The 23150-nt window shown below is 58.9% G+C and carries 21 protein-coding genes; 9 read left to right on the plus strand and 12 right to left on the minus strand.

What is annotated here, in order from left to right; translation table 11 throughout:
• Position 1 precedes the first annotated feature (1 nt).
• The 5 genes from surA to apaH are packed head-to-tail and all read left to right on the plus strand — an operon-like array spanning position 2 to position 4334.
• A complete protein-coding gene (gene surA / locus MKR05_RS22775) occupies positions 2-1288 on the plus strand; it encodes a peptidylprolyl isomerase SurA (protein WP_064155373.1) in 1287 nt (428 codons plus the stop codon).
• Positions 1289-1293: 5 nt separating this feature from the next.
• Positions 1294-2283, plus strand: a complete 990-nt coding sequence (gene pdxA, locus MKR05_RS22780; RefSeq protein ID WP_023291951.1) for a 4-hydroxythreonine-4-phosphate dehydrogenase PdxA — start codon at positions 1294-1296, stop codon at positions 2281-2283.
• A complete protein-coding gene (gene rsmA, locus MKR05_RS22785; protein WP_023291950.1) occupies positions 2280-3101 on the plus strand; it encodes a 16S rRNA (adenine(1518)-N(6)/adenine(1519)-N(6))-dimethyltransferase RsmA in 822 nt (273 codons plus the stop codon). The genes pdxA and rsmA overlap by 4 nt, the downstream gene beginning before the upstream one ends.
• A 2-nt stretch (positions 3102-3103) precedes the next feature.
• Positions 3104-3481: a Co2+/Mg2+ efflux protein ApaG gene (apaG, locus tag MKR05_RS22790; RefSeq protein ID WP_004204274.1), complete on the plus strand. Its 378-nt coding sequence runs from the start codon at positions 3104-3106 to the stop codon at positions 3479-3481.
• Between the two features lie 4 nt (positions 3482-3485).
• The gene (gene apaH / locus MKR05_RS22795) at positions 3486-4334 is read left to right on the plus strand and encodes a bis(5'-nucleosyl)-tetraphosphatase (symmetrical) ApaH (protein WP_023291949.1); all 849 of its coding nucleotides are present in this window, start codon (positions 3486-3488) and stop codon (positions 4332-4334) included.
• A 280-nt stretch (positions 4335-4614) separates the two neighbouring features.
• Here apaH and folA read toward each other — a convergent pair whose 3' ends face one another.
• The 12 genes from folA to citC form a co-directional block, all read right to left on the minus strand.
• The gene (folA, locus tag MKR05_RS22800) at positions 4615-5094 is read right to left on the minus strand and encodes a type 3 dihydrofolate reductase (RefSeq protein WP_004204271.1); all 480 of its coding nucleotides are present in this window, start codon (positions 5092-5094) and stop codon (positions 4615-4617) included.
• A gap of 173 nt (positions 5095-5267) precedes the next feature.
• Positions 5268-7133, minus strand: coding sequence for a glutathione-regulated potassium-efflux system protein KefC (gene kefC, locus MKR05_RS22805; protein WP_101989207.1), 1866 nt, complete (start codon positions 7131-7133; stop codon positions 5268-5270).
• Positions 7126-7659: a glutathione-regulated potassium-efflux system oxidoreductase KefF gene (gene kefF / locus MKR05_RS22810; protein WP_004204269.1), complete on the minus strand. Its 534-nt coding sequence runs from the start codon at positions 7657-7659 to the stop codon at positions 7126-7128. The genes kefC and kefF overlap by 8 nt, the downstream gene beginning before the upstream one ends.
• 131 nt (positions 7660-7790) lie before the next feature.
• Complete coding sequence (locus MKR05_RS22815) at positions 7791-8024, minus strand: YgdI/YgdR family lipoprotein (RefSeq protein ID WP_002888059.1); 234 nt, start codon at positions 8022-8024, stop codon at positions 7791-7793.
• A gap of 169 nt (positions 8025-8193) precedes the next feature.
• Positions 8194-11418 carry a carbamoyl-phosphate synthase large subunit gene (gene carB / locus MKR05_RS22820; protein WP_004204267.1) on the minus strand — a complete coding sequence of 1075 codons (3225 nt, stop codon included), beginning with the start codon at positions 11416-11418 and terminating at the stop codon, positions 8194-8196.
• A gap of 17 nt (positions 11419-11435) precedes the next feature.
• On the minus strand, positions 11436-12584 hold the full coding sequence (gene carA / locus MKR05_RS22825; RefSeq protein ID WP_023291945.1) for a glutamine-hydrolyzing carbamoyl-phosphate synthase small subunit: 1149 nt from the start codon (positions 12582-12584) through the stop codon (positions 11436-11438).
• A 457-nt stretch (positions 12585-13041) separates the two neighbouring features.
• Positions 13042-13863 (minus strand): 4-hydroxy-tetrahydrodipicolinate reductase, encoded by an 822-nt coding sequence (gene dapB / locus MKR05_RS22830; RefSeq protein WP_023291944.1) that lies wholly within the window; start codon positions 13861-13863, stop codon positions 13042-13044.
• Positions 13864-14089: 226 nt separating this feature from the next.
• Positions 14090-14998 carry a triphosphoribosyl-dephospho-CoA synthase CitG gene (citG, locus tag MKR05_RS22835; RefSeq protein WP_032453157.1) on the minus strand — a complete coding sequence of 303 codons (909 nt, stop codon included), beginning with the start codon at positions 14996-14998 and terminating at the stop codon, positions 14090-14092.
• 18 nt (positions 14999-15016) lie between these two features.
• Positions 15017-16543, minus strand: a complete 1527-nt coding sequence (gene citF / locus MKR05_RS22840; RefSeq protein ID WP_032429096.1) for a citrate lyase subunit alpha — start codon at positions 16541-16543, stop codon at positions 15017-15019.
• A 10-nt stretch (positions 16544-16553) separates the two neighbouring features.
• Positions 16554-17423 carry a citrate (pro-3S)-lyase subunit beta gene (citE, locus tag MKR05_RS22845; RefSeq protein WP_087825020.1) on the minus strand — a complete coding sequence of 290 codons (870 nt, stop codon included), beginning with the start codon at positions 17421-17423 and terminating at the stop codon, positions 16554-16556.
• Positions 17420-17713, minus strand: coding sequence for a citrate lyase acyl carrier protein (citD, locus tag MKR05_RS22850; RefSeq protein ID WP_023291940.1), 294 nt, complete (start codon positions 17711-17713; stop codon positions 17420-17422). Before citD ends, citE begins: the two co-directional genes overlap by 4 nt.
• 30 nt (positions 17714-17743) lie before the next feature.
• Entirely contained in the window at positions 17744-18772 is a 1029-nt protein-coding gene (gene citC / locus MKR05_RS22855) for a [citrate (pro-3S)-lyase] ligase (protein WP_087825019.1), read from the minus strand.
• A 256-nt stretch (positions 18773-19028) separates the two neighbouring features.
• Between citC and citS the strand changes: the two genes are divergently transcribed.
• From citS to MKR05_RS22875, 4 genes are all read left to right on the plus strand, one after another.
• Complete coding sequence (gene citS / locus MKR05_RS22860; RefSeq protein WP_023291938.1) at positions 19029-20369, plus strand: citrate/sodium symporter CitS; 1341 nt, start codon at positions 19029-19031, stop codon at positions 20367-20369.
• A 160-nt stretch (positions 20370-20529) separates the two neighbouring features.
• Positions 20530-20781, plus strand: coding sequence for an oxaloacetate decarboxylase subunit gamma (locus MKR05_RS22865; RefSeq protein WP_101989208.1), 252 nt, complete (start codon positions 20530-20532; stop codon positions 20779-20781).
• Positions 20782-20796: 15 nt separating this feature from the next.
• Positions 20797-22563 carry a sodium-extruding oxaloacetate decarboxylase subunit alpha gene (gene oadA, locus MKR05_RS22870; RefSeq protein ID WP_284123265.1) on the plus strand — a complete coding sequence of 589 codons (1767 nt, stop codon included), beginning with the start codon at positions 20797-20799 and terminating at the stop codon, positions 22561-22563.
• Between the two features lie 15 nt (positions 22564-22578).
• The coding region (locus tag MKR05_RS22875) for a sodium ion-translocating decarboxylase subunit beta (protein ID WP_284123266.1) at positions 22579-23150 on the plus strand (572 nt) is incomplete at its 3' end.

The following is a 23150-nucleotide window of genomic DNA, read 5'->3' on the forward strand; positions in this document are numbered from 1 at the left end:
TATGAAGAACTGGAAAACGCTGCTTCTCGGTATCGCCATGATCGCGAATACCAGTTTCGCTGCCCCCCAGGTGGTCGATAAAGTAGCGGCCGTCGTCAATAATGGCGTCGTACTGGAAAGCGACGTCGATGGTTTGATGCAATCGGTTAAGCTCAATGCTGGTCAGGCTGGCCAACAGCTACCGGATGACGCGACCCTGCGCCATCAGATCCTCGAAAGACTGATCATGGACCAGATCGTGTTACAGATGGGGCAGAAGATGGGCGTGAAGGTCTCTGACGACCAGCTCGATCAGGCCATCGCCAACATCGCCAAACAAAACAATATGACCATGGATCAGATGCGCAGCCGTCTGGCCTATGAAGGCATCAACTACAACACCTACCGTAACCAGATCCGTAAAGAGATGCTGATTTCGGAAGTGCGTAACAATGAAGTGCGTCGTCGCATCACCGTGCTGCCGCAGGAAGTGGAAGCGCTGGCCAAACAGATCGGCGACCAGAACGACGCCAGCACCGAGCTTAACCTGAGCCACATCCTGCTCCCGCTGCCGGAGAACCCGACCTCTGATGAAGTCGCCGCGGCTCAGGAGCAAGCGAATGTCATCGTTGAGCAAGCACGCAACGGCGCCAACTTCGGTAAACTGGCGATCACCTACTCCGCCGACCAACAGGCGCTGAAGGGCGGCCAGATGGGTTGGGGTCGTATCCAGGAGCTGCCGGGCATTTTCGCCCAGGCGTTAAGCACCGCGAAGAAAGGGGATATCGTCGGTCCGATCCGTTCCGGCGTCGGCTTCCACATTCTGAAAGTGAATGACCTGCGCGGCGGGACCCAGAACATCTCCGTCACCGAAGTGCATGCCCGTCATATTCTGCTGAAGCCATCGCCAATCATGAACGATGCGCAGGCTCAGGCTAAGCTGGAGCAGATTGCCGCCGACATTAAGAGCGGGAAAACCACCTTCGCTAAAGCGGCGAAAGCGTATTCTGAAGATCCAGGCTCGGCGAACCAGGGCGGTGATTTAGGCTGGGCCACGCCGGATATCTTCGACCCGGCGTTCCGCGATGCGCTGATGCGTCTGAACAAAGGGCAGACCAGCGGACCGGTGCACTCCTCCTTCGGCTGGCATCTGATCGAACTGCTGGATAGCCGTCAGGTCGACAGAACCGACGCCGCGCAGAAAGATCGTGCTTACCGTATGCTGATGAACCGCAAATTCTCTGAAGAAGCGGCAACCTGGATGCAGGAACAGCGCGCCAGTGCGTATGTTAAAATTCTGAGCAACTAATATCGATGCCTGAAACCCGTAAAGTTGTTATCACTCCCGGCGAACCCGCCGGGATTGGCCCTGACCTGGTCGTGCAGCTTGCCCAGCGCGACTGGCCAGTTGAGCTGGTGATCTGCGCCGACGGCGCCCTGTTAACTGACCGAGCCCAGAGGCTCGGTCTTCCTTTATCTCTCCTGCCATACGATGCTGCGCAACCGCCCGTTCCGCAGCGTGCCGGTACGCTGACGCTGCTTAACGTACCGCTGAGCGTCCCGGCGGAGCCCGGCGTGCTGAACGTACAAAACGGCGCCTACGTAGTCGAGACGCTGGCGCGCGCCTGCGACGGCTGCCTGAGCGGCGAATTTGCGGCGTTAGTGACCGGCCCGGTGCACAAAGGCAACATCAACGACGCCGGCATCGCCTTCACCGGTCATACCGAGTTCTTCGAAGAGCGCGCGCAGGCCAGCAAAGTGGTGATGATGCTGGCGACCGAGGAGCTGCGGGTGGCGCTGGTGACGACCCATCTGCCGTTGAAAGCCATCAGCGAGGCGATAACGCCCGACCTGCTGCGCGAGATCATCACGATTCTCGATCACGACCTGCGCACGAAATTTGGCATTGCCCAGCCGCATGTGCTGGTTTGCGGGCTTAACCCGCACGCTGGCGAAGGCGGTCATATGGGAACGGAAGAGATAGACACCATCATTCCGGTGCTGGAAGAGATGCGCGCGAAGGGGATGCACCTCAGCGGTCCGCTGCCGGCTGACACCCTTTTTCAGCCCAAATACCTTGACCATGCCGATGCGGTACTCGCGATGTACCACGATCAGGGCCTGCCCGTGCTAAAATACCAGGGCTTTGGCCGCGGCGTGAATATTACGCTCGGTTTACCTTTTATTCGTACCTCCGTCGACCACGGCACCGCGCTGGAATTAGCGGGCCAGGGAACAGCGGACGTCGGCAGTTTTATCACGGCGCTTAATCTCGCCATCAAAATGATTGTTAATACCCAATGAATAATCGAGTCCATCAGGGCCATTTAGCCCGTAAACGCTTCGGGCAGAACTTCCTCAACGATCAGTTTGTGATCGACAGCATCGTCTCGGCGATTAATCCGCAGAAAGGCCAGGCGATGGTTGAAATCGGCCCCGGTCTCGCCGCGCTGACCGAGCCGGTCGGTGAACGCCTTGACCAGCTGACCGTTATCGAGCTGGACCGCGATCTGGCGGCCCGCCTGCAAACGCATCCGTTCCTCGGGCCGAAGCTGACCATCTATCAGCAGGATGCGATGACCATGAACTTCGGCGAACTGGCGGAGAAAATGGGTCAGCCGCTGCGCGTCTTCGGCAACCTGCCGTACAATATTTCGACCCCGCTGATGTTCCATCTGTTCAGCTATACTGATGCCATTGCCGATATGCACTTTATGCTGCAGAAGGAAGTGGTGAATCGTCTGGTTGCCGGACCGAACAGTAAGGCGTATGGTCGGTTAAGCGTGATGGCGCAATATTATTGCCAGGTGATCCCGGTACTCGAAGTGCCGCCGAGCGCGTTTACCCCGCCGCCTAAGGTCGATTCCGCGGTGGTCCGCCTGGTGCCGCACAGCACGATGCCATATCCGGTCAAAGAGATCCGGGTGCTGAGCCGCATCACCACCGAAGCGTTCAACCAGCGCCGCAAGACCATCCGCAACAGTCTCGGCAATCTGTTCAGCGTGGACGTGCTGACCGAGCTGGGCATCGACCCGGCCATGCGTGCAGAAAATATTTCCGTGGCGCAGTACTGCCAGATGGCCAACTGGCTGTCTGACAATCTGCCATCGAAGGAGAGCTAACCATGATCAATTCGCCTCGTGTTTGCGTTCAGGTGCAAAGCGTCTATATCGAATCGCAGTCTTCTCCGGAAGAAGAGCGCTACGTCTTCGCTTATACCGTCACCATTCGCAATCTGGGGCGGAGTCAGGTTCAGCTGCTTGGCCGCTACTGGCTCATCACTAACGGCCACGGTCGTGAGACTGAAGTTCAGGGTGAAGGGGTGGTCGGCGAGCAACCGCATATTCCCGCCGGCGGTGAATATCAATATACCAGCGGCGCGGTCATTGAAACGCCGCTGGGAACCATGCAGGGTCATTATGAGATGATCGATATCGACGGCGCGCCGTTCCGTATCGAGATCCCTGTTTTCCGTCTCGCAGTTCCAACGCTCATTCATTAAAACAATGTCAACATACCTTATTGGCGACGTTCACGGTTGCTACGATGAACTGATCGCATTATTAGCGCAGGTTGAATTCGACCCGGCGATCGATACACTGTGGCTGACCGGCGATCTGGTGGCCCGTGGCCCGGGGTCGCTGGAGGTTCTGCGCTATGTCAAATCTCTGGGCGACAGCGTGCGACTGGTGCTGGGCAATCATGATTTACACCTGCTGGCGGTCTTCGCCGGCATCAGCCGCAACAAGCCGAAGGATCGTCTGAAATCACTGCTGGAAGCGCCGGATGCCGATGAGCTCCTCAACTGGCTGCGTCGTCAGCCGCTGCTCCAGGTGGACGAAGAGAAAAAGCTGGTGATGGCCCACGCCGGCATCACCCCGCAGTGGGATCTGGAGACTGCCCAGCAGTGCGCGCGCGATGTAGAAGCGGTGCTCTCCAGCGACTCCTACCCTTTCTTCCTCGATGCCATGTACGGCGACATGCCGAATCACTGGAGCAACGAGCTGAGCGGCCTGGCGCGCCTGCGCTTTATCTCTAACGCCTTCACCCGCATGCGCTACTGCTTCCCGAACGGCCAGCTGGATATGTACTCGAAAGAAGCGCCCGAGGACGCCCCGGCGCCGCTGAAGCCGTGGTTTGCCATTCCGGGACCGGTCAGCAGTGCCTACAGCATTGCCTTTGGCCACTGGGCGTCTCTGGAGGGACGCGGTACGCCGGAGGGCATTTACGCGCTGGATACCGGCTGCTGCTGGGGGGGGGAACTCACCTGCCTGCGCTGGGAGGATAAGCAGTACTTTACCCAGCCGTCGAACCGGCAGAAAAGCCTCGACGAAGGCGAAGCCGTCGCGTCCTGAAGAAACAGGCGCCGTCCCCCAGGCCCGCGCAAGCGCAGCGCCGCCGGGCAAGAACTGCGGGCGCGGAGCCTCGTTTGTGTCGGGTGGCGTCTAACGCCTTACCCGACCTACGTTTACGTGCCATTTGTCACCCCGGGCAGCGCTCCGGAAAAACGCCCCCCGCGACGGGAAACCTGGCGTAGAAAAAATAGTGGCAGCGGCATCCGCGCTGAATTCACGCCAAAGAAAACCCCGGTCACGCCAGACGCGACCGGGGTTTTTTCATTGCTATCCTTCCCGCTTAACGGCGTTCGAGGATCTCAAAGCAGTAGCTGTGGGAGTTCTGCGCGTCGGCGTCATGAAACTCGCTGAACACCGATTCCCACTGGTCCGGATCGTAATCCGGGAAATGGGTATCGCCTTCCACTTCCGCATCGATATGGGTCAGATAGAGCTTCTGCGCCTTCGGCAGGAACTGCTCATAAACCCGACCACCGCCGATCACCATGATCTCTTCCACATCGCCGCAGGCGGCAATCGCTTCGTCAACGGAGGAGACCCACTGCACGCGATCGTCGCTGCCTGGCTTGCTGCTGATCACGATATTTTTACGCCCCGGCAACGGGCGCCCAATGGATTCCCAGGTCAGACGCCCCATCACTACCGGCTTATTTAATGTGTTGCGTTTGAACCAGGCGAGATCGGCAGGCAGGTTCCATGGCATGGCGTTTTCCATACCAATGACGCGATCTACCGCTAACGCCGCAATCAGACTGATCATTCATTCATTCCTGAGTACAAAAAATTGTCGCCACTATACGGAAAGCGTACAACTTCGTCGACTGGCCGGAGGGTAAAGAATAAGAAAATTTTCTGATTTGCTGGCAAGCCCACGTTCGTGCCGTGGGCCGCCAGAACAGGATCCAAACGAAAACAAAATGTTACTGATTAACGTCAGGCGGAGGGCTTATTTTCCGGCTCATCGGCGATATCGCCGGTGTGCCTGCCCTCTTCCGTCCCCTGCCAGCCGTGACGCTGCACCAGCGACAGATGATGACGATCTTCGTTGATGATGCCAGTCAGCATATCGCTGGTCCGCTTGAAGACCGCCACCCGCGACGCCGCATCGTTTTCCGCCATCGCCACCATCTCTTCGACCATCTGCAGGTTGAAGCGACGGAACAGATCGGCCCGCTCGCGCGCTTCATACGCGCCGAGCCCCAGCGCCTCCAGCGTCATCCGGCCGGATTTCAGCGCCGCCTCGAAGGTTTCACGCTCCGGGGCTTCGACGCCAGCCTGACGCAGCTGGATATAGTGATCGACATCGCGGGCGCGGGAGATAATCTGCAGATGCGGAAAATGCTCTTTTACCCTCGCCACCAGCTCCAGGCTGACGTGCGGATCGTCAATGGCATTGATCAGCACCTCCGCCTTTTCGGCGCCAGCCGACTCCAGCAGATCGACCCGGGTGGCATCGCCGTAGAAGACCTTCATATCAAATTTGCGCAGGGTATCGACATGGTCCGGGTCGTGATCGAGGATCACCATCTTCACCCCGCTGGAGAGCAGCAGTCGCCCGGCGATCTGCCCGAAGCGGCCAAAGCCGGCGACAATCACCCGCGGCTGCTCTTCATCAATCTCGTCCGCATCACGCGCCTGGCCGCTGGACGATGTCTCCAGACGGGTCAGCAGCACCAGCAGAATGGGGGTTGCCGCCATCGACAGCGCCACCGCCAGGGTCAGCGCCTTTGCCCATTCGCCGTCCAGCACCTCCGCCATCCGCGCGGCGCCAAAGACCACAAACGCGAACTCACTCCCCTGCCCCAGCAGCACCGCAAACCAGCGGCGCTGGGCGCGAGGCACGCCAAGCGGCCTGGCGATAAGCCACAGCATCAGCATTTTTATCGCCAGGAAACCCACCAGCAAAATCACAATACGCAGCGGATGGGTAACCAGGGTGCCGAAATCAATCGACATCCCGACGCCGATAAAGAACAGCCCCAGCAGCAGGCCTTTAAACGGCTCAATATCGCTCTCCAGCGCATGGCGATACTCGGAGCTGGCCAGCAGCACCCCGGCGAGAAACGCCCCCATCGCCATCGACAGCCCCACCTCCTCCAGCAACAGCCCAAAGCCGAAGACCAGGAACAGGGCCACGGCGCTAAACACTTCGCGCAGACCGGAACGGGCGACAAAGCGCAGCAGCGGACGGGTCAGATAGCGCCCCAGAACCACCACCAGCGCCAGCGCCGCGGCCACCTTCAGCGCGGAGAGGGCAAAAGCCATCAGCGAAGTGGCGCCGCCGCTGGCCGCCAGCAGCGGGATCATCGCCACCAGCGGGATCGCCGCGATATCCTGGAACAGCAGCACCGCGAAGGCGCTGCGCCCCATCTGCGACATCGTCAAATTGCGCTCATTCATCGCCTGCATGGCGATAGCGGTTGAGGAGAGCGCCAGGGTCATACCGATCAGCTCGGCCACCTGCCAGCGCAGGCCCAGCAGCATGCAAAAGAGGCCGATCAATACCCCACAGGCCACCATCTGCAGCGCGCCGCCGCCAAACACCGAAGCGCGCAGCTTCCACAGACGCTGCGGATCCAGCTCCAGACCAATGACGAACAGCATCAGCACCACGCCAATCTCGGCAAAGTGCAGAATCGCCTCGGCGTCGGTCACCAGCCGCAGCCCCCACGGCCCGATAATACAGCCGGCGATGAGATAGCCCAGCACCGACCCAAGCCCAAGGCGGACGGCGATGGGCACAATCAGCGCCGCGGCGCCAAGGTAAATCAGCGCCTGTATCAGCGTATGGCTATCCATTCTGATGTGCCTCCTGCCAGTCGATTAAGCGTTGACGATAGTGGCGGGCCTGCGCCTGCAGCGTTTCGTCATCGCAGATAAAGGTGCAGTGCATGGCGAACGGCGGCAGCCATTTCATCCCGCAGTAAAGCGCGGTGGCCTGCAGCGGCTGCGCCAGCACCGGAAAACCGGGAAACGAACCGATATCAAAGTGGCTTTCACCGCCGCCGGTGGTCACCGCCCACATCAGCGATTTACCGCGCAGCGCAATACCGTTATGGCCATAGGCCCAGCCGTGCGACAGCACTTTGTCCATCCACAGCTTCAGCAGCGGCGGCACGCTATACCACTGCATCGGGTGCTGCCAGATAACCAGATCGGCACGGGCGAGCGCCGCCTGCTCGGCGGCGACATCGATATTAAAGTCGGGATAGAGTTGATAAAGGGAGCGTATCTCTACGCCTTCAAGCGTCCCTGCTTGTTCAAGCATTCGCTTATTCGCATGAGAATGCTGCGGATAAGGATGCGCATAAATTATCAGAATCATTGATTGGCCTGCGTTAGCTCTTGTCGTAATCAGCAAGAGTGTAGACAGTTAAGCGAACCGCTTACAATGATAACTGTGATTTATGTCGCGGTGGTGTACGTAACGCGCGCCTGAATGGCAAACGTCAGGCCTTAATTATCCAGCTCATCCATGGATTTCACCTGATCGCGGTTAATCTGCTCCACGCGTCCGGTTTCGGCATTTTTGTAGGAGACCAGACCGGTATCATCATCCACCTGCGGTTTACCGCTGGTGACAATGGTCTTGCCGTCGGTGGTTTTGATCGACTGATTCGATGAGCAACCGGCCACAAACATGATTGCCGTCGCTGCCAGCGCGGATGCCACCAGAATATTGTTCCGCATTGTATCCTCCTGTCTTTTCATCAATAGGTATCGTTATGGTGCTAACTATAGTTAGCCTGACCCGACAGGGGGTTAAAAGCAGAACTCTCTGAAGATGGCCGCAGCCAAAAAAAATGGGCTGACGATGTCGTCAGCCCAGGTTTGTTGCTATCCGGCCAGGCCGGAGCGCTTATTTGGTGATTTGCGCGTGCATTTCCTGAACCGAAATCACCTTGTCGGTGGCGTCAGCGTTCAGCGCCATCGCGGTGGCAAAGCCGCCGTTCAGGGTGGTGTCATAGTGCACTTTGTACTGCAGGGCGCTGCGGCGAATCAGCTTGGAGTCTTCAATCGCCTGACGACCTGCGGTGGTGTTGATGATGTAGGTGTATTCGCCATTCTTGATACGGTCCTGAATGTGCGGACGACCTTCATGCACCTTGTTCACCAGACGCGGGTTGATGCCGGCTTCGCCCAGCACAATCGCGGTACCGTGGGTTGCATCCAGCTCGAAACCAAACTTCAGCAGCTTCGCCGCCAGGTCGACCACGCGCTCTTTGTCGCCTTCGCGGACGGAGAGCAGCGCGCGCCCCTGTTTCTTCATGGTCGAGTTGCTGCCCAGCTGCGCCTTGGCGAACGCTTCGGCAAAAGTGCGGCCGACGCCCATCACTTCCCCGGTGGAGCGCATTTCTGGCCCTAACAGCGGGTCAACGCCCGGGAATTTGTTGAACGGCAGAACCACCTCTTTCACCGAGTAGTACGGCGGGATGATCTCTTTGGTCACGCCCTGCTGCGCCAGCGTCTTACCGGCCATCACGCGCGCCGCCACTTTCGCCAGCGGTACGCCGGTGGCTTTGGAGACGAACGGCACGGTACGCGCCGCACGCGGGTTGACTTCAATCAGATAGACTTCGTTATCTTTCACCGCGAACTGGACGTTCATCAGACCGCGAACCTGCAGCTCGAAGGCCAGCTTCTGCACCTGCTCGCGCATCACATCCTGAATCTCTTTGCTCAGGGTGTAGGCTGGCAGGGAACAGGCGGAGTCGCCGGAGTGAACGCCTGCCTGCTCGATATGCTCCATGATGCCGCCAATCAGCACCATTTCGCCATCGCAGATAGCATCGACATCCACTTCAATCGCGTCGTCGAGGAAGCGGTCCAGCAGCACCGGCGCGTCGTTGGAGACGCTGACCGCAGTCTGGAAGTAGCGGCGCAGATCCTGCTCGTCATAGACGATCTCCATCGCCCGACCGCCCAGCACGTAAGACGGACGCACCACCAGCGGGTAGCCAATCTCTTTCGCTTTCTCTACCGCCTGTTCAATGGCGGTGACGGTGGCGTTCGCCGGCTGTTTCAGCTTCAGACGGTCAACCGCGTGCTGGAAGCGCTCACGGTCTTCCGCACGGTCGATAGCGTCCGGGCTGGTACCAATAACCGGTACGCCTGCGGCTTCCAGGGCGCGCGCCAGCTTCAGCGGCGTCTGGCCGCCGTACTGCACGATAACGCCTTTTGGCTTCTCGATACGCACGATTTCCAGCACGTCTTCCAGGGTGACCGGCTCGAAGTACAGACGGTCGGAAGTGTCGTAGTCAGTAGAGACGGTTTCCGGGTTACAGTTGACCATGATGGTCTCGTAACCGTCTTCGCGCAGCGCCAGCGAGGCGTGTACGCAGCAGTAGTCGAATTCGATACCCTGACCGATTCGGTTCGGGCCGCCGCCGAGGACCATGATTTTATCGCGGTCAACGGACGGGTTGGACTCGCACTCTTCTTCATAAGTGGAGTACATATAGGCGGTATCGGTGGCGAATTCCGCGGCGCAGGTGTCCACGCGCTTGTAGACCGGGTGCAGATCATACTGGTCGCGCAGTTTGCGGATTTCCGCTTCCCGCACGCCCGCCAGCTTCGCCAGACGCGCATCGGCAAAGCCTTTACGCTTCAGGGTGCGCAGGAAGTCAGCGTCGAGGCCGTTGATGCCCACTTCCGCCACTTTCTCTTCCAGACGGACCAGCTCTTCAATCTGCACCAGGAACCAGCGGTCGATGTTGGTCAGGTTGAAGACTCCGTCAACCGAGAGGCCCGCGCGGAACGCGTCGGCGATGTACCAGATACGCTCAGCGCCGGCGTCTTTCAGTTCGCGGCGGATTTTAGTCAGCGCTTCCGGATCGTCAAGGCTCACTTTCGGGTCGAAGCCAGTGGCGCCCACTTCCAGACCGCGCAGCGCTTTCTGCAAGGACTCCTGCTGGGTACGGCCAATCGCCATCACTTCGCCGACGGACTTCATCTGGGTGGTCAGACGGTCGTTGGCGCCGGCGAATTTTTCGAAGTTAAAGCGTGGGATTTTCGTGACCACGTAGTCGATGGACGGCTCGAAGGAAGCCGGGGTACGGCCGCCGGTGATGTCGTTCATCAGCTCGTCGAGGGTGTAACCTACCGCCAGCTTGGCGGCCACTTTAGCAATCGGGAAGCCGGTGGCTTTGGAGGCCAGCGCCGAGGAGCGGGAAACGCGCGGGTTCATTTCGATAACAATCAGGCGACCGTTTTTCGGGTTGACCGCGAACTGAACGTTAGAGCCGCCGGTTTCGACGCCGATTTCACGCAGCACCGCCATCGAGGCGTTACGCATGATTTGGTACTCTTTGTCGGTCAGGGTCTGCGCCGGCGCAACGGTGATGGAGTCACCGGTGTGGATCCCCATGGCGTCGAAGTTTTCGATAGAGCAGACGATGATGCAGTTGTCGTTCTTATCGCGCACCACTTCCATCTCATACTCTTTCCAGCCGATCAGCGATTCATCAATCAGCAGCTCGTTGGTGGGAGAGAGATCCAGGCCGCGGGTACAAATCTCTTCGAACTCTTCGCGGTTATAGGCGATGCCGCCGCCGGTGCCACCCATGGTGAACGACGGACGGATGATGCACGGATAGCCGACGTCAGCCGCTACCGCCAGCGCCTCTTCCATGGTGTGGGCGATACCGGAACGCGCGGTGTCGAGACCGATTTTTTTCATCGCGATATCGAAACGGCGACGGTCTTCGGCCTTGTCAATCGCATCGGCGGTGGCGCCAATCATGGTCACGCCGAATTCAGCCAGCACCCCCTGACGCTCCAGCTCCAGCGCGCAGTTCAGCGCTGTCTGGCCGCCCATGGTCGGCAGCACCGCGTCCGGGCGCTCTTTTTCGATGATTTTGCGCACCACTTCCCAGTGAATCGGCTCGATGTAGGTGGCATCGGCCATTTCCGGGTCGGTCATGATGGTCGCCGGGTTAGAGTTCACCAGGATAACGCGGTAGCCCTCTTCGCGCAGGGCTTTACAGGCCTGGGCGCCGGAGTAGTCAAACTCGCACGCCTGACCGATAACAATCGGGCCCGCGCCCAGAATCAGGATACTTTTTATGTCTGTACGTTTTGGCATGGCTCTTTTACTCCTGATTATTTCGCGGACTGACGGTATTGCTCAATTAACTCGATAAAGTGGTCGAACAGCGGAGCGGCATCGTGCGGCCCCGGGCTCGCTTCAGGGTGGCCCTGGAAGCTGAACGCCGGCTTGTCGGTGCGATGGATCCCCTGCAGGGTGCCGTCGAACAGCGACTTGTGGGTCACGCGCAGGTTGGCCGGCAGCGTCGCCTCATCCACGGCGAAACCGTGGTTCTGGGCGGTGATCATCACCACGTTATTATCAATATCTTTCACCGGGTGGTTGCCGCCGTGGTGGCCGAACTTCATCTTAATGGTCTTGGCGCCGCTCGCCAGCGCCAGCAGCTGATGGCCGAGGCAGATGCCGAACACCGGAATATCGGTCTCCAGGAATTTTTCAATCGCGTCGATAGCGTAATCACACGGCGCCGGGTCGCCAGGACCGTTGGAGAGGAAAATGCCGTCCGGATTGAGCGCCAGCACATCCGCCGCCGAAGTCTTCGCCGGCACCACCGTCAGGCGGCAGCCGCGGTCAACCAGCATGCGCAGGATGTTGCGTTTCGCGCCGAAGTCATACGCGACGACGTGGAACGGCAGCTCGCTTTCCGCTTTCGCTTCCGGCAGGTCGCCCGCCAGGGTCCAGCTGCCTTGCGTCCAGCTGTAGGTTTCTGCGGTGGTCACTTCTTTCGCCAGGTCCATGCCGTTCAGGCCAGGGAACGCTTTCGCTTTTTCCAGCGCCAGCTGGGCATCCGGACTGTCGCCCGCGATGATGCAGCCGTTCTGCGCCCCTTTCTCACGCAGCAGACGCGTCAGCTTGCGGGTATCGATATCGGCAATCGCCACAATGTTATGGCGCTTCAGATAGGAAGAGAGGTCTTCGGTACTGCGGAAGTTGCTGGCAATCAGCGGCAGGTCGCGAATAACCAGACCCTGAGCATGTACCTGAGAAGATTCTTCATCGGCGGCGTTGGTGCCGACATTACCAATATGAGGATAAGTAAGAGTGACGATTTGGCGGGAATAGGAAGGATCAGTGAGGATTTCTTGATAACCGGTCATTGAAGTATTGAAAACGACTTCCCCAACCGCCGTGCCGGTTGCCCCGATGGCCCGACCGTGAAACTGGGTTCCGTCTTCCAGAACCAATAGCGCTGACTTAATCAAAACATCCTCCAGAGAATATCCACTCACTTTATTTGCATATTAATTCATAAACACGATCTGAATCAATGCAAATCTGTTGCCCGCAGATTTTTGGCAAACGGCGGCATTCTGGAGAGATGTCGGATAAAAGTCAACTTAAAGCGGAGATTTTTAATGTCATTTTACGCCACTGGCGCATAACACGTGATTTTTACGCCAAAAAGATCAACAAACCTGGCTGAGAAAACGCTTGCGGACGGCGAAGAGTGTAAAACCTGGCGCTGAACGGCAAAAAAGTGGACCAAATGGTCAAAATTTACATTTCGTTCACTAAAAAACCGAACAACATCCAAACTTATAGCCTTCTCAGATGAACAACAAACAAAAATAGCTAAAAATAAAAAAGGGCAACAAAATATTGCCCCTTGCATCAATAACTTATTGATAGCAATAACCACATCACGATGGGTAATAATCGTTATAAACTATTCAGTTCCAGCACGTCTCGCATATCAAAGAGGCCATTTTTCTTGCCTTTCAGCCATAATGCAGAGCGAACAGCGCCATTAGCAAATGTCATCCGACTGGAGGCTTTATGGGTGATCTCAATACGTTCGCCAATATCAGCAAACATCGCTGTATGTTCACCGACGATATCCCCCGCGCGGACGGTCGCGAAGCCAATGGTGCCCGGGACGCGTTCGCCAGTGTGGCCTTCACGACTGTAGACTGCGCAGTCCTTGAGATCTTTGTTCAATGCCCCGGCGATCGCTTCGCCCATCGCCAGCGCGGTGCCTGACGGCGCATCCACTTTATGCCGATGGTGCGCTTCGATAATTTCGATGTCGGTGTAGTCGCCCATCACCTTCGCCGCCTTCTCCAGCAGCTTTAACAGAACATTGACGCCGACGCTAAAGTTAGCGGCAAAGACAATGGCAATCTCCTGCGCGGCATCGCTAATCGCCTGCTTGCCAGCGTCGTCAAAACCGGTGGTGCCGATGACCATCCCTTTGCCGTGGTCGCGGCAAAACGCCAAATGGTTCAGCGTGCCTTCCGGGCGGGTAAAATCGATCAACACGTCGAAATCATCTTTTACCGCCGTCAGGCTGCTCTGCACCGTGACGCCCGCTTTGCCGGCGCCCGCCAGCTCGCCGGCGTCGCTGCCCACCAGGCTGGATCCTTCACGCTCCAGCGCCGCGCCCAGCGCCACTCCATCCATCTGCAGCGCAGCCTGAATTAACTGGCGTCCCATCCGGCCGCCCGCGCCGGCGATGGCCACGCGGATTTGTGCATCATGCATAGCTATTCTCTTTTGTTAACATTACGTAAATTGTTTTCAGAGTAACCAGCCCGTCAGCGGGCCGCTACTCAAAAACGCCGATAATTAGAAATTTATGACAAACGGCGGACGATATCAGTAAAAACTATATGATTGTGCCGCAATTCCTCGTTTACGCAGTGAGAACCAGGATGCGAATGATGATGCCCCGCCCGCACGGTGCGGGCGAGGGCGATGTTGCAGAGGGTTACAGCGGGAAAAGCGCGCCGGCGGGAAACGCGGATAAAAACCAGGTCACCGCCAGCAGATCGGCGCTACCGCCGGGGCTAAGATGGCGGGCAATCAGATCGTCATCAAACTGGCGCAACGCCTCCAGCCCACCGTCAGCCAGCACGCCGCCCTGCCACAGCAGCCGCTGCGCCTCCTGCTGGACATAGTTCAATCCGGCCAGCCCACCGCGTGACACCAGATTGGTGTCATCATTCCATGCCATCAGATGCAGCAGGGTTTGCAGTAGCGCCAGATTGCTGTCGCCGGTCTCCTCCATCATGCGGTTAAAGACCGGTAATGCCTGGGTGCGCACAGTCAGGAATCCGCTCTCCGCCTCGCCGCGGGCGCCGGAGAAGCCGTAACGCAGAAAATGCATCTCGCCTTTGCTCAGCCGTTCCCCACTGGCGGAGGACAATTCCTGCATAACCATGCCGCGACAGAAGCGCGCCACCTGGTCGCAAAGCCGGTGCTGCTCTATCGGCTCGCCTTTCGAGACCAGCCTGCCCGCTGCCGCGCTGAGCAGGCCAAAAGCGAAGATCGCCCCACGATGGGTATTCACCCCGCCGGTGACCTCCAGCATATCGTTCTCGCAGGCCATTCCCACCGGACGCAGCATCATCAACACCTGCTCCGGCGCGACCGCCGCGGTATCGTGGCCCATGATAAAAAACTTCTCCATCCACGGCGCCACCACCGCGGTACTGGCCTCAAACGAGGCCAGATCCATATCCCGGTGCGCGCCAGCGTTACGAATATCCACCAGCCCGGGCTTAGGGGTCAGGCGAACTTCGGTCAACAGCGCGCGCTCTACCGCGCTGACCACCTCTTCGGCGCTCAGTGGTTTTCCGCGTAGCACACGCGGAGGTTGAATTAACACGTCGCTCATAGCCTTTCCCCTCTGCGCTTAGTCGCTGTTTTTCACCTGATGGATCACATCGATGACCGAACCGTCGCGATAGCGGACTACCGCCACCACCCGATCGGTAAATTCGATCGCTTTCGGTTTGCCCGTCAGCAACTCCGCGCGCTGCTGCAGTTCCTCAATGGTCATCAGCGCAATACCGGCGTTGCGTAAATTGTCGATCAGGTCCTGGCGCGCCGGGTTTACCGCAATGCCATGGTCGGTGACCAGCACATCCACGCTGGCTCCCGGCGTCACGCGGGTCAGCACCTTTTCCACGACGCAGGGAATGCGGCCGCGAACTAACGGCGCGGTAATGATGGTCAAATCCGCGCCGGCGGCGGTATCGCTATGACCGCCTGACGCGCCGCGCAGCACGCCATTGGAGCCGGTCATCACGTTGACGTTAAAGTCGGTGTCAATTTCCAGCGCGCTGAGCATTACCACGTTTAAGCGCTCGCAGGAGGCCCCTTTGGAACCCGGGCTGGCATACTGATTGGTAGAGATTTCGACGTGGTTCGGGTTCTGCGCCAGCGAGCGCGCCGCATCGCCATCGAACGACTGGGTGTCGAGCAGCGTTTTAATCAGCCCTTTCTCATGCAGATCGACCATCGTCCCGGTGATGCCGCCAAGGCCGAAGCTGGCGGTGATACCGTTGCGGCGCATTTTGTCTTCCAGGAAGCGGCTCACCGCCAGCGAGGCGCCGCCGGTACCGGTCTGCAGTGAGAAACCCTCTTTAAAGTAACCGGAGTGTTCAACCACTTTCGCCGCCTGGCGGGCGATCAGCAGCTCGCGCGGATTGCTGGTCAGACGAATGGCGCCAGCGGTGATTTTTTCCGGATCGCCTACTTCGTCCACCTGAACGATCAGATCCACCTGATCCTGGGCGATACTGGCCGGGTAGTTAGGGTAGTCCACCCACTCTTCGGTCAACAGCACGACGCATTTGGCATGTTCCGCATCAACGCGCGCGTAGCCCAGCGAGCCGCAGCGCGACTTACCGCTAAAGCCGTTGGCATTGCCAAACTCATCGCAGCAGGGAACGCCGAGGAACGCCACGTCAATGGACAACTCACCGCTTTGGATCAGCTGTACGCGACCACCGTGAGAGTGGATCTGCACCGGATTTTCCATCAGCCCGGCGGAGATCTCCTCGCCGAGCTTCCCGCGCAGGCCGGAGGTGTAGATCTGGCGGATCACGCCGTTTTTAATATGCTCGATCAGCGGCCAGTGAGCGTCGATAAGCGAACTGGACGCCAGGGTCAGATCGCGAAAGCCCATCTCCGCCAGCTTCGCCACCACCATATTGACCACTTTGTCACCGCCGCGAAACGCGTGGTGGAACGAGATGGTCATGCCGTTTCGCAGGCCGGAACGACGGATTGCCGTTTCCAGCGAGTCGCAGATTTTACGCCGCCGCTTTTCCGTCTCACTGGCCAGCCATGGGCTTTTCGCCGTCACGCCGCTGTAAGGGGTCAATCCTTCCGGCATCACATACTGCTGATTGAGCATTGCTACTGTCTCTTTCATCTTATTCCCCTTAATCACGAATACCGGAAGCTGAAAGCGTCACCACTTTGCGCGCGTGGTCGATAATCGGTCCATCGATCATCTTGCCGTTCAGCGACACCACGCCCAGACCGCGCGACTCTGCCTCTTCCGCCGCGGCAATCACCTCCAGCGCATGGTCGACCTCTTTTCGCGTCGGGGCATAGACCTGGTGCAGCAGTTCGATCTGGCGCGGGTTGACCAGTGATTTCCCGTTGAAGCCGAGGTTCTTCGCCAGATTCGCTTCCGCGAGGAAGCCCTCTTCATTATTAATATCCGACCACACGACGTCATAGGCGGCGATGCCGGCGACCCGTGCAGCATGCAGCACGGCGCAGCGGGCATAGAACAGCTCAGTGCCGTCGCCGCGGGAGGTGCCCATATCCATAACGTAGTCGAAGGCCGCCAGCGCGATGGCCGACAGACGCGGGCTGGCGCGGGCGATCTCGACCGCGTTTACCACCCCCAGCGCCGACTCGATGGCCGCCATAAGCCTGGTGCTACCCACTTCCCGGCCGCACTCGCGTTCAATCCGCTCAACGTGGGCTTCCAGTTCATGAATATCTTCTTTGCTGTCGGTTTTCGGCAGACGTACCATGTCCACACCCGCGCGTACCACCGCTTCCAGGTCGGCCAGACCAAACGGCGTATTTAGCGGGTTAATGCGCACCACGGTTTCGATATCCTGATACAGCGGATGCTGCAGCGCCTGATACACCAGCAGGCGAGCGGTATCTTTCTCGCGCAGCGAAACGGCATCTTCAAGGTCGAACATCACCGCATCGGCGCCGTAAACGAATGAAGTACTTAACATGGCGGCATTGGCGCCGGGGATAAACAGCATACTGCGACGTGGTTTCATAGCTGGCTCCATTGCAATTGAGACTGTTGCGCCGCGCGCAGGGCCGCAGCCTGAACCCGGGCGCGCAGAACGCACTCCAGCGCCCCTTTATCATCCACCACCACGTTGGCCTGGCTAACGCCGAGTTGCGTCAGGGTTTCTCTGACCACCTGCTCAATCGCATCGCCAAACTGCTGCTTCACAATGCTGTCGATCTCCAGTTGAATGCCCGGCTGCGTCGCCGGCCCAATCCTGACCATCACATCGCTGGACTCCAGCGTGCCGGCCAGGGCGTCAATCTTCATTTCCATAGAGGCAAATCCTTTGTTATGGCGTAAAAATCAGGCGGTTTGATGTTCGCTTTCCGCCAGTTGCATCAGAAAAGAGAGGGTTCCCGGCGGCACCAGCGCCGCCACCGCCTGCCAGTTGCGCTGCCGGTACAGTTCGCGCACCCAGGAAGCCGATATCGGCCCGCCGTTTTTTTCGATCCGCGCCAGCTCAACCACCTCAACAGGCGGCGCGTCGCCTGGCGCTGCCAGCAACGCTTTCATACGCTGGTTATAATGGCGGGTCAGCGAACACAGCGGCTCAGTGCCGACAAAACGATGGGTTATCTTCAGCGCCGGGGCTAAATGTTCGCGGAACAGCTGGAGATCGATCTGGTTGTGGCAGTCATCCACCATCCCCTGTTCTTTGAGGAAGTAGCCGGGGAAGGTGGCCCGCGAGATGAGATATGCCGAACCGGGATGCAGCGTTACCTTGTCGATGCCGGCAATCCCTTTTTCGATTAGCGTGTAGCGATCCTGATACGTGAAACGGGAGGCATCCTCTTTCACCACAAACAGGTGTAGCCAGTCGCACTGACGGGCCGCCTGCTCCACCAGCCAGCGGTGGCCGAGCGTGAACGGGTTGGCGTTCATCACGATAGCGCCTATTTTGCGTCCCGGCTGACGGTACATCGCCAGCTGGCGGCAGTAGCGGGTCAGCCGTTCGCGGCTATTTTCCAGTAACACGGCGAGATCGCCGGCCTGCGCGATTGGCCAGAATCCGGCGCCGGCAAAGAGCGCGGCGTTACAGGGCTTAGTGAATAAAAACAGTTCACTGCGCCCCAGCTCGTAGGCCAGGGTGAGTAATTCTGTCAGCAGCTTAAGGCTCAGCCCCTCCCCCTGCAGCGAGGGGTCGATAGCGATGCACTTCAGGACGTTGCCGGCGATGGCGCCGCAGCCGACCAGCCGCTGCTGATACTCGGCGACAATGGCCATTTCGCAATCAGCCTCTAATGAGAGCTGATGCTGACGGAGAAAGAGGTCAATCGCCTCTCGCCGCGATTTATCCTTCCGTAGCAGAACGCGTTTTAATATCAGAGTCATTTTTTAGCGCTTCGTTATTCCAAAACGACCTGTATTTCGCCAGCGTTCGGCTATCGATTCTTGTATTTAAATCACAATTTTTCCCGTCGCTTAATTGGCTTTATGGTTTTTATGTTGTTAATTCATTCAGCATAATAAAAATAATTAAATTAATTAAAAACACGAGTATTCAGTGAAGGTTATCACACCTTAACACTGAATCTATTTATTACTATGCGCCAGTCTTATTACTTCATTGATAAACAGGATAACGTTTATGACTAACATGAGCCAGGCTCCGGCGACGGAGAAAAAGGGCGTAAGCGACCTGCTGGGATTTAAAATCTTCGGCATGCCGTTACCCCTTTATGCGTTTGCGTTAATTACGCTATTACTTTCCCACTTCTTTAATGCGTTACCCACCGACCTGGTTGGCGGCTTTGCCATTATGTTTATTATCGGCGCCATCTTTGGCGAGATTGGCAAGCGGCTGCCGATATTTAATAAATATATTGGCGGCGCGCCGGTGATGATCTTCCTCGTCGCCGCTTATTTCGTTTACGCAGGCATTTTTACCCAAAAAGAAATTGATGCAATCACTAATGTGATGGATAAAAGCAACTTCCTGAACTTATTCATCGCAGTTTTGATAACTGGCGCCATTCTCTCGGTTAACCGTAAACTACTGTTGAAATCGCTGCTGGGTTATATTCCGACGATCCTTATGGGGATCCTCGGCGCATCTATCTTCGGGATTATCATCGGCCTGTGCTTCGGTATTTCCGTAGACCGCATCATGATGCTGTACGTCCTGCCAATTATGGGCGGCGGCAACGGCGCAGGCGCGGTTCCGCTGTCTGAAATTTATCACTCCGTCACCGGCCGCTCCCGTGAAGAGTACTACTCCACCGCGATTGCCATTCTGACCATCGCCAATATCTTCGCCATCGTTTTTGCCGCGCTGCTCGATATTATCGGTAAAAAACACACCTGGCTGAGCGGGGAAGGCGAACTGGTACGTAAAGCCTCCTTTAAAGTCGATGATGATGAAAAAGCAGGCCAGATTACCCATCGCGAAACGGCGGTCGGCCTGGTGCTCGCCACCACCTGTTTCCTGCTGGCCTACGTCATTGCCAAGAAAATTTTGCCAAGCATTGGCGGTGTCTCAATCCACTATTTCGCCTGGATGGTGCTGATCGTCGCGGCGCTGAACGCTTCCGGCCTCTGCTCGCCGGAGATCAAAGCCGGGGCCAAACGTCTGTCTGACTTCTTCTCTAAGCAGCTGCTGTGGGTACTGATGGTCGGCGTCGGCGTGTGCTACACCGACCTGCAGGAAATTATCGACGCGATTACCTTCGCGAACGTCATCATCGCTGCGGTAATCGTCGTGGGTGCTGTCGTCGGGGCGGCCATCGGCGGCTGGATGATTGGCTTCTTCCCGATCGAATCCGCCATCACCGCAGGCCTGTGCATGGCTAACCGCGGCGGCTCAGGCGACCTGGAAGTGCTATCTGCCTGTAACCGTATGAATCTTATCTCTTATGCGCAAATCTCCTCCCGTCTGGGCGGCGGTATTGTGCTGGTCATCGCCAGCATTGTGTTCGGCATGATGATGTAACCAACACGCACGATGGCGATGTTTGAGCGTCAACCACAGCGATGCCAGTTAGGGGCCAGAGCCGGGGGCGGCTTCGGGAAATCCCCCCTACTCCTTAGCCGGAAGTATCGTTTGGTTAACCTTCAAACACGCCGTCGTGCCCTTACTTTAGGGTCTTTCAATGACTGAAGCTGTACTGCTGGGTGAAGGCTTCACCCTGATGTGCCTCGGCATGGGGTTCGTGCTGGCGTTTCTGTTTCTGCTGATTTTCGCCATCCGGGGGATGTCCGCCGCCGTCAACCGCTTCTTCCCCGAACCGGCTGCGGCGCCAAAAGCGACGCCACTGCCCGCCGTTGCGCCCGCCGACGACTTCGCCCGCTTAACGCCGGCGATTGTCGCCGCCATTCACCACCACCGCCGTCTTCACCCTTAATTCACGGAGGAATTCATGACCGTTGCCATTACCGATGTCGTCCTGCGCGACGCCCACCAGTCCCTGTTCGCCACCCGTCTGCGTCTCGACGATATGCTCCCCGTCGCCGCTCAGCTTGACGACGTCGGCTACCGCTCGCTGGAGTGCTGGGGCGGCGCCACCTTTGACGCCTGCATCCGCTTCCTCGGCGAGGACCCGTGGGTCCGCCTGCGCGAGCTGAAAAAGGCGATGCCGAAAACCCCGCTGCAGATGCTGCTCCGCGGCCAGAACCTGCTCGGCTACCGTCACTACGCCGACGACGTGGTCGAACGCTTCGTGGAGCGCGCCGTCAAAAACGGCATGGACGTCTTCCGCGTCTTCGACGCCATGAACGACCCGCGCAACATGCAGGCCGCCCTGCAGGCGGTCCGCAGCCACGGCGCCCACGCCCAGGGCACCCTGAGCTACACCACCAGCCCGGCCCACACCCTGCAGACCTGGCTCGACCTCACCGAACAGCTGCTGGAGACCGGCGTCGACTCCATCGCGATTAAAGACATGTCCGGCATTCTCACCCCCGGCGCCGCCTTTGAGCTGGTCAGCGAAATCAAGAAGCGCTATGACGTCAGGCTGCACCTGCATGCTCATGCCACCACCGGCATGGCGGAGATGGCCCTGCTGAAGGCCATTGAAGCCGGCGTCGACGGCGTCGATACCGCCATCTCCTCGATGAGCGCCACCTACGGCCACCCGGCCACCGAAGCGCTGGTGGCCACCCTCGCGGGTACTGAGCACGACACCGGGCTGGATATCCACAAGCTGGAGAGCATCGCGGCGTATTTCCGCGAGGTGCGTAAGAAGTACCACGCCTTCGAGGGCCAGCTGAAGGGCACCGACAGCCGCATTCTGGTGGCCCAGGTGCCGGGCGGGATGCTCACCAACCTCGAAAGTCAGCTGAAGCAGCAAAATGCCGCCCACCGTCTGGATGAAGTGCTGGCGGAAATCCCCCGCGTGCGCGAGGACCTCGGCTTCATCCCGCTGGTCACCCCGACCTCGCAGATTGTCGGCACCCAGGCGGTGCTCAACGTCCTGACCGGCGAGCGCTACAAAACCATCGCTAAAGAAACGGCGGGCATTCTGAAAGGTGAGTACGGCCACACCCCGGCGCCGGTGAACGCCGCCCTGCAGGCGCGGGTGCTGGACGGCGCTGAGGCCATCACCTGCCGCCCGGCGGACCTGCTGAAGCCGGAGCTGGCGCAGCTGGAAGCCGATGTGAAGCGCCAGGCGCGGGAGAAGAATATTCAGCTGGCGGAGAACGCCATCGACGACGTGCTCACCGTGGCCCTGTTCCCGCAGCCCGGCCTGAAGTTCCTCGAAAACCGCCATAACCCGGCGGCCTTTGAACCGGTGCCGCAGGTGGAAGACGCCAGGCCTGCCGCGCCGGGGAAAGCCGCCGCCTCCGGCGTCTACACCGTGGAAGTGGAAGGCAAAGCCTTTGTGGTGAAGGTCAGCGACGGCGGCGACGTCAGCCAGCTGACGGCGGCCACCCCGTCTTCCGCACCGGTTCCTGCCGCCGCCCCGGCCGGCGCCGGCACCCCGGTCACCGCGCCGCTGGCGGGCACTATCTGGAAAGTGATTGCCGGCGAGGGCCAGACGGTGGCCGAAGGCGAGGTGCTGCTGATTCTGGAAGCCATGAAGATGGAGACCGAAATCCGCGCCGCCCGGGCCGGGACCGTCCGCGGTATCGCGGTGAAAGCCGGCGATGCGGTGGCGGTCGGCGACACCCTGCTGCAGCTGGCGTAACGACGAGGAGCGGAAATGGAAAGTCTGAACGCCCTGATTCAGGGGATGGGGCTGATGCACCTGGGGTTCGGCCAGGCGGTGATGCTGCTGGTCAGCCTGCTGCTGCTCTGGCTGGCGATTGCGAAGAAGTTCGAGCCGCTGCTGCTGCTGCCGATTGGCTTCGGCGGCCTGCTGTCGAACATCCCGGAGGCCGGCCTGGCGCTGAGCGCCCTGGAGAGCCTGCTGGCCCACCACGACCCGGCGCAGCTGGCGGTGATTGCCGCGAAGCTCCACTGCGCGCCGGACGTCCACGCCATTAAGGAGGCGCTGGCCCTGGCCCTGCCGTCGGTGCAGGGGCAGATGGAGAGCCTGGCGGTGGACATGGGCTACTCCGCCGGGGTGCTGGCCATCTTCTATAAGGTGGCGATTGGCTCGGGCATCGCGCCGCTGGTGATTTTTATGGGCGTCGGGGCGATGACCGACTTCGGCCCGCTGCTGGCCAACCCGCGCACCCTGCTGCTGGGGGCGGCGGCGCAGTTCGGTATCTTCGCCACCGTCCTCGGGGCGCTGACGCTGAACTACTTCGGCCTGATTTCGTTCACCCTGCC

The sequence above is a fragment of the Klebsiella sp. K5-204 genome, assembly GCF_030128585.1.
GTDB lineage: Bacteria > Pseudomonadota > Gammaproteobacteria > Enterobacterales > Enterobacteriaceae > Klebsiella > Klebsiella quasipneumoniae.

Coding starts and splice junctions, on each gene's coding strand:
- folA (WP_004204271.1), bottom strand. CDS start 5,094: ATGATCAGTCTGATTGCGGCGTTAGCGGTAGATCGCGTCATTGGTATG.
- citC (WP_087825019.1), bottom strand. CDS start 18,772: ATGACTCTGATATTAAAACGCGTTCTGCTACGGAAGGATAAATCGCGG.
- surA (WP_064155373.1), top strand. CDS start 2: ATGAAGAACTGGAAAACGCTGCTTCTCGGTATCGCCATGATCGCGAAT.
- citG (WP_032453157.1), bottom strand. CDS start 14,998: ATGAGCGACGTGTTAATTCAACCTCCGCGTGTGCTACGCGGAAAACCA.
- MKR05_RS22865 (WP_101989208.1), top strand. CDS start 20,530: ATGACTGAAGCTGTACTGCTGGGTGAAGGCTTCACCCTGATGTGCCTC.
- kefF (WP_004204269.1), bottom strand. CDS start 7,659: ATGATTCTGATAATTTATGCGCATCCTTATCCGCAGCATTCTCATGCG.
- pdxA (WP_023291951.1), top strand. CDS start 1,294: ATGCCTGAAACCCGTAAAGTTGTTATCACTCCCGGCGAACCCGCCGGG.
- dapB (WP_023291944.1), bottom strand. CDS start 13,863: ATGCATGATGCACAAATCCGCGTGGCCATCGCCGGCGCGGGCGGCCGG.
- oadA (WP_284123265.1), top strand. CDS start 20,797: ATGACCGTTGCCATTACCGATGTCGTCCTGCGCGACGCCCACCAGTCC.
- citF (WP_032429096.1), bottom strand. CDS start 16,543: ATGAAAGAGACAGTAGCAATGCTCAATCAGCAGTATGTGATGCCGGAA.
- citE (WP_087825020.1), bottom strand. CDS start 17,423: ATGAAACCACGTCGCAGTATGCTGTTTATCCCCGGCGCCAATGCCGCC.
- citS (WP_023291938.1), top strand. CDS start 19,029: ATGACTAACATGAGCCAGGCTCCGGCGACGGAGAAAAAGGGCGTAAGC.
- kefC (WP_101989207.1), bottom strand. CDS start 7,133: ATGGATAGCCATACGCTGATACAGGCGCTGATTTACCTTGGCGCCGCG.
- MKR05_RS22815 (WP_002888059.1), bottom strand. CDS start 8,024: ATGCGGAACAATATTCTGGTGGCATCCGCGCTGGCAGCGACGGCAATC.
- carB (WP_004204267.1), bottom strand. CDS start 11,418: ATGCCAAAACGTACAGACATAAAAAGTATCCTGATTCTGGGCGCGGGC.
- apaH (WP_023291949.1), top strand. CDS start 3,486: ATGTCAACATACCTTATTGGCGACGTTCACGGTTGCTACGATGAACTG.
- apaG (WP_004204274.1), top strand. CDS start 3,104: ATGATCAATTCGCCTCGTGTTTGCGTTCAGGTGCAAAGCGTCTATATC.
- rsmA (WP_023291950.1), top strand. CDS start 2,280: ATGAATAATCGAGTCCATCAGGGCCATTTAGCCCGTAAACGCTTCGGG.
- citD (WP_023291940.1), bottom strand. CDS start 17,713: ATGGAAATGAAGATTGACGCCCTGGCCGGCACGCTGGAGTCCAGCGAT.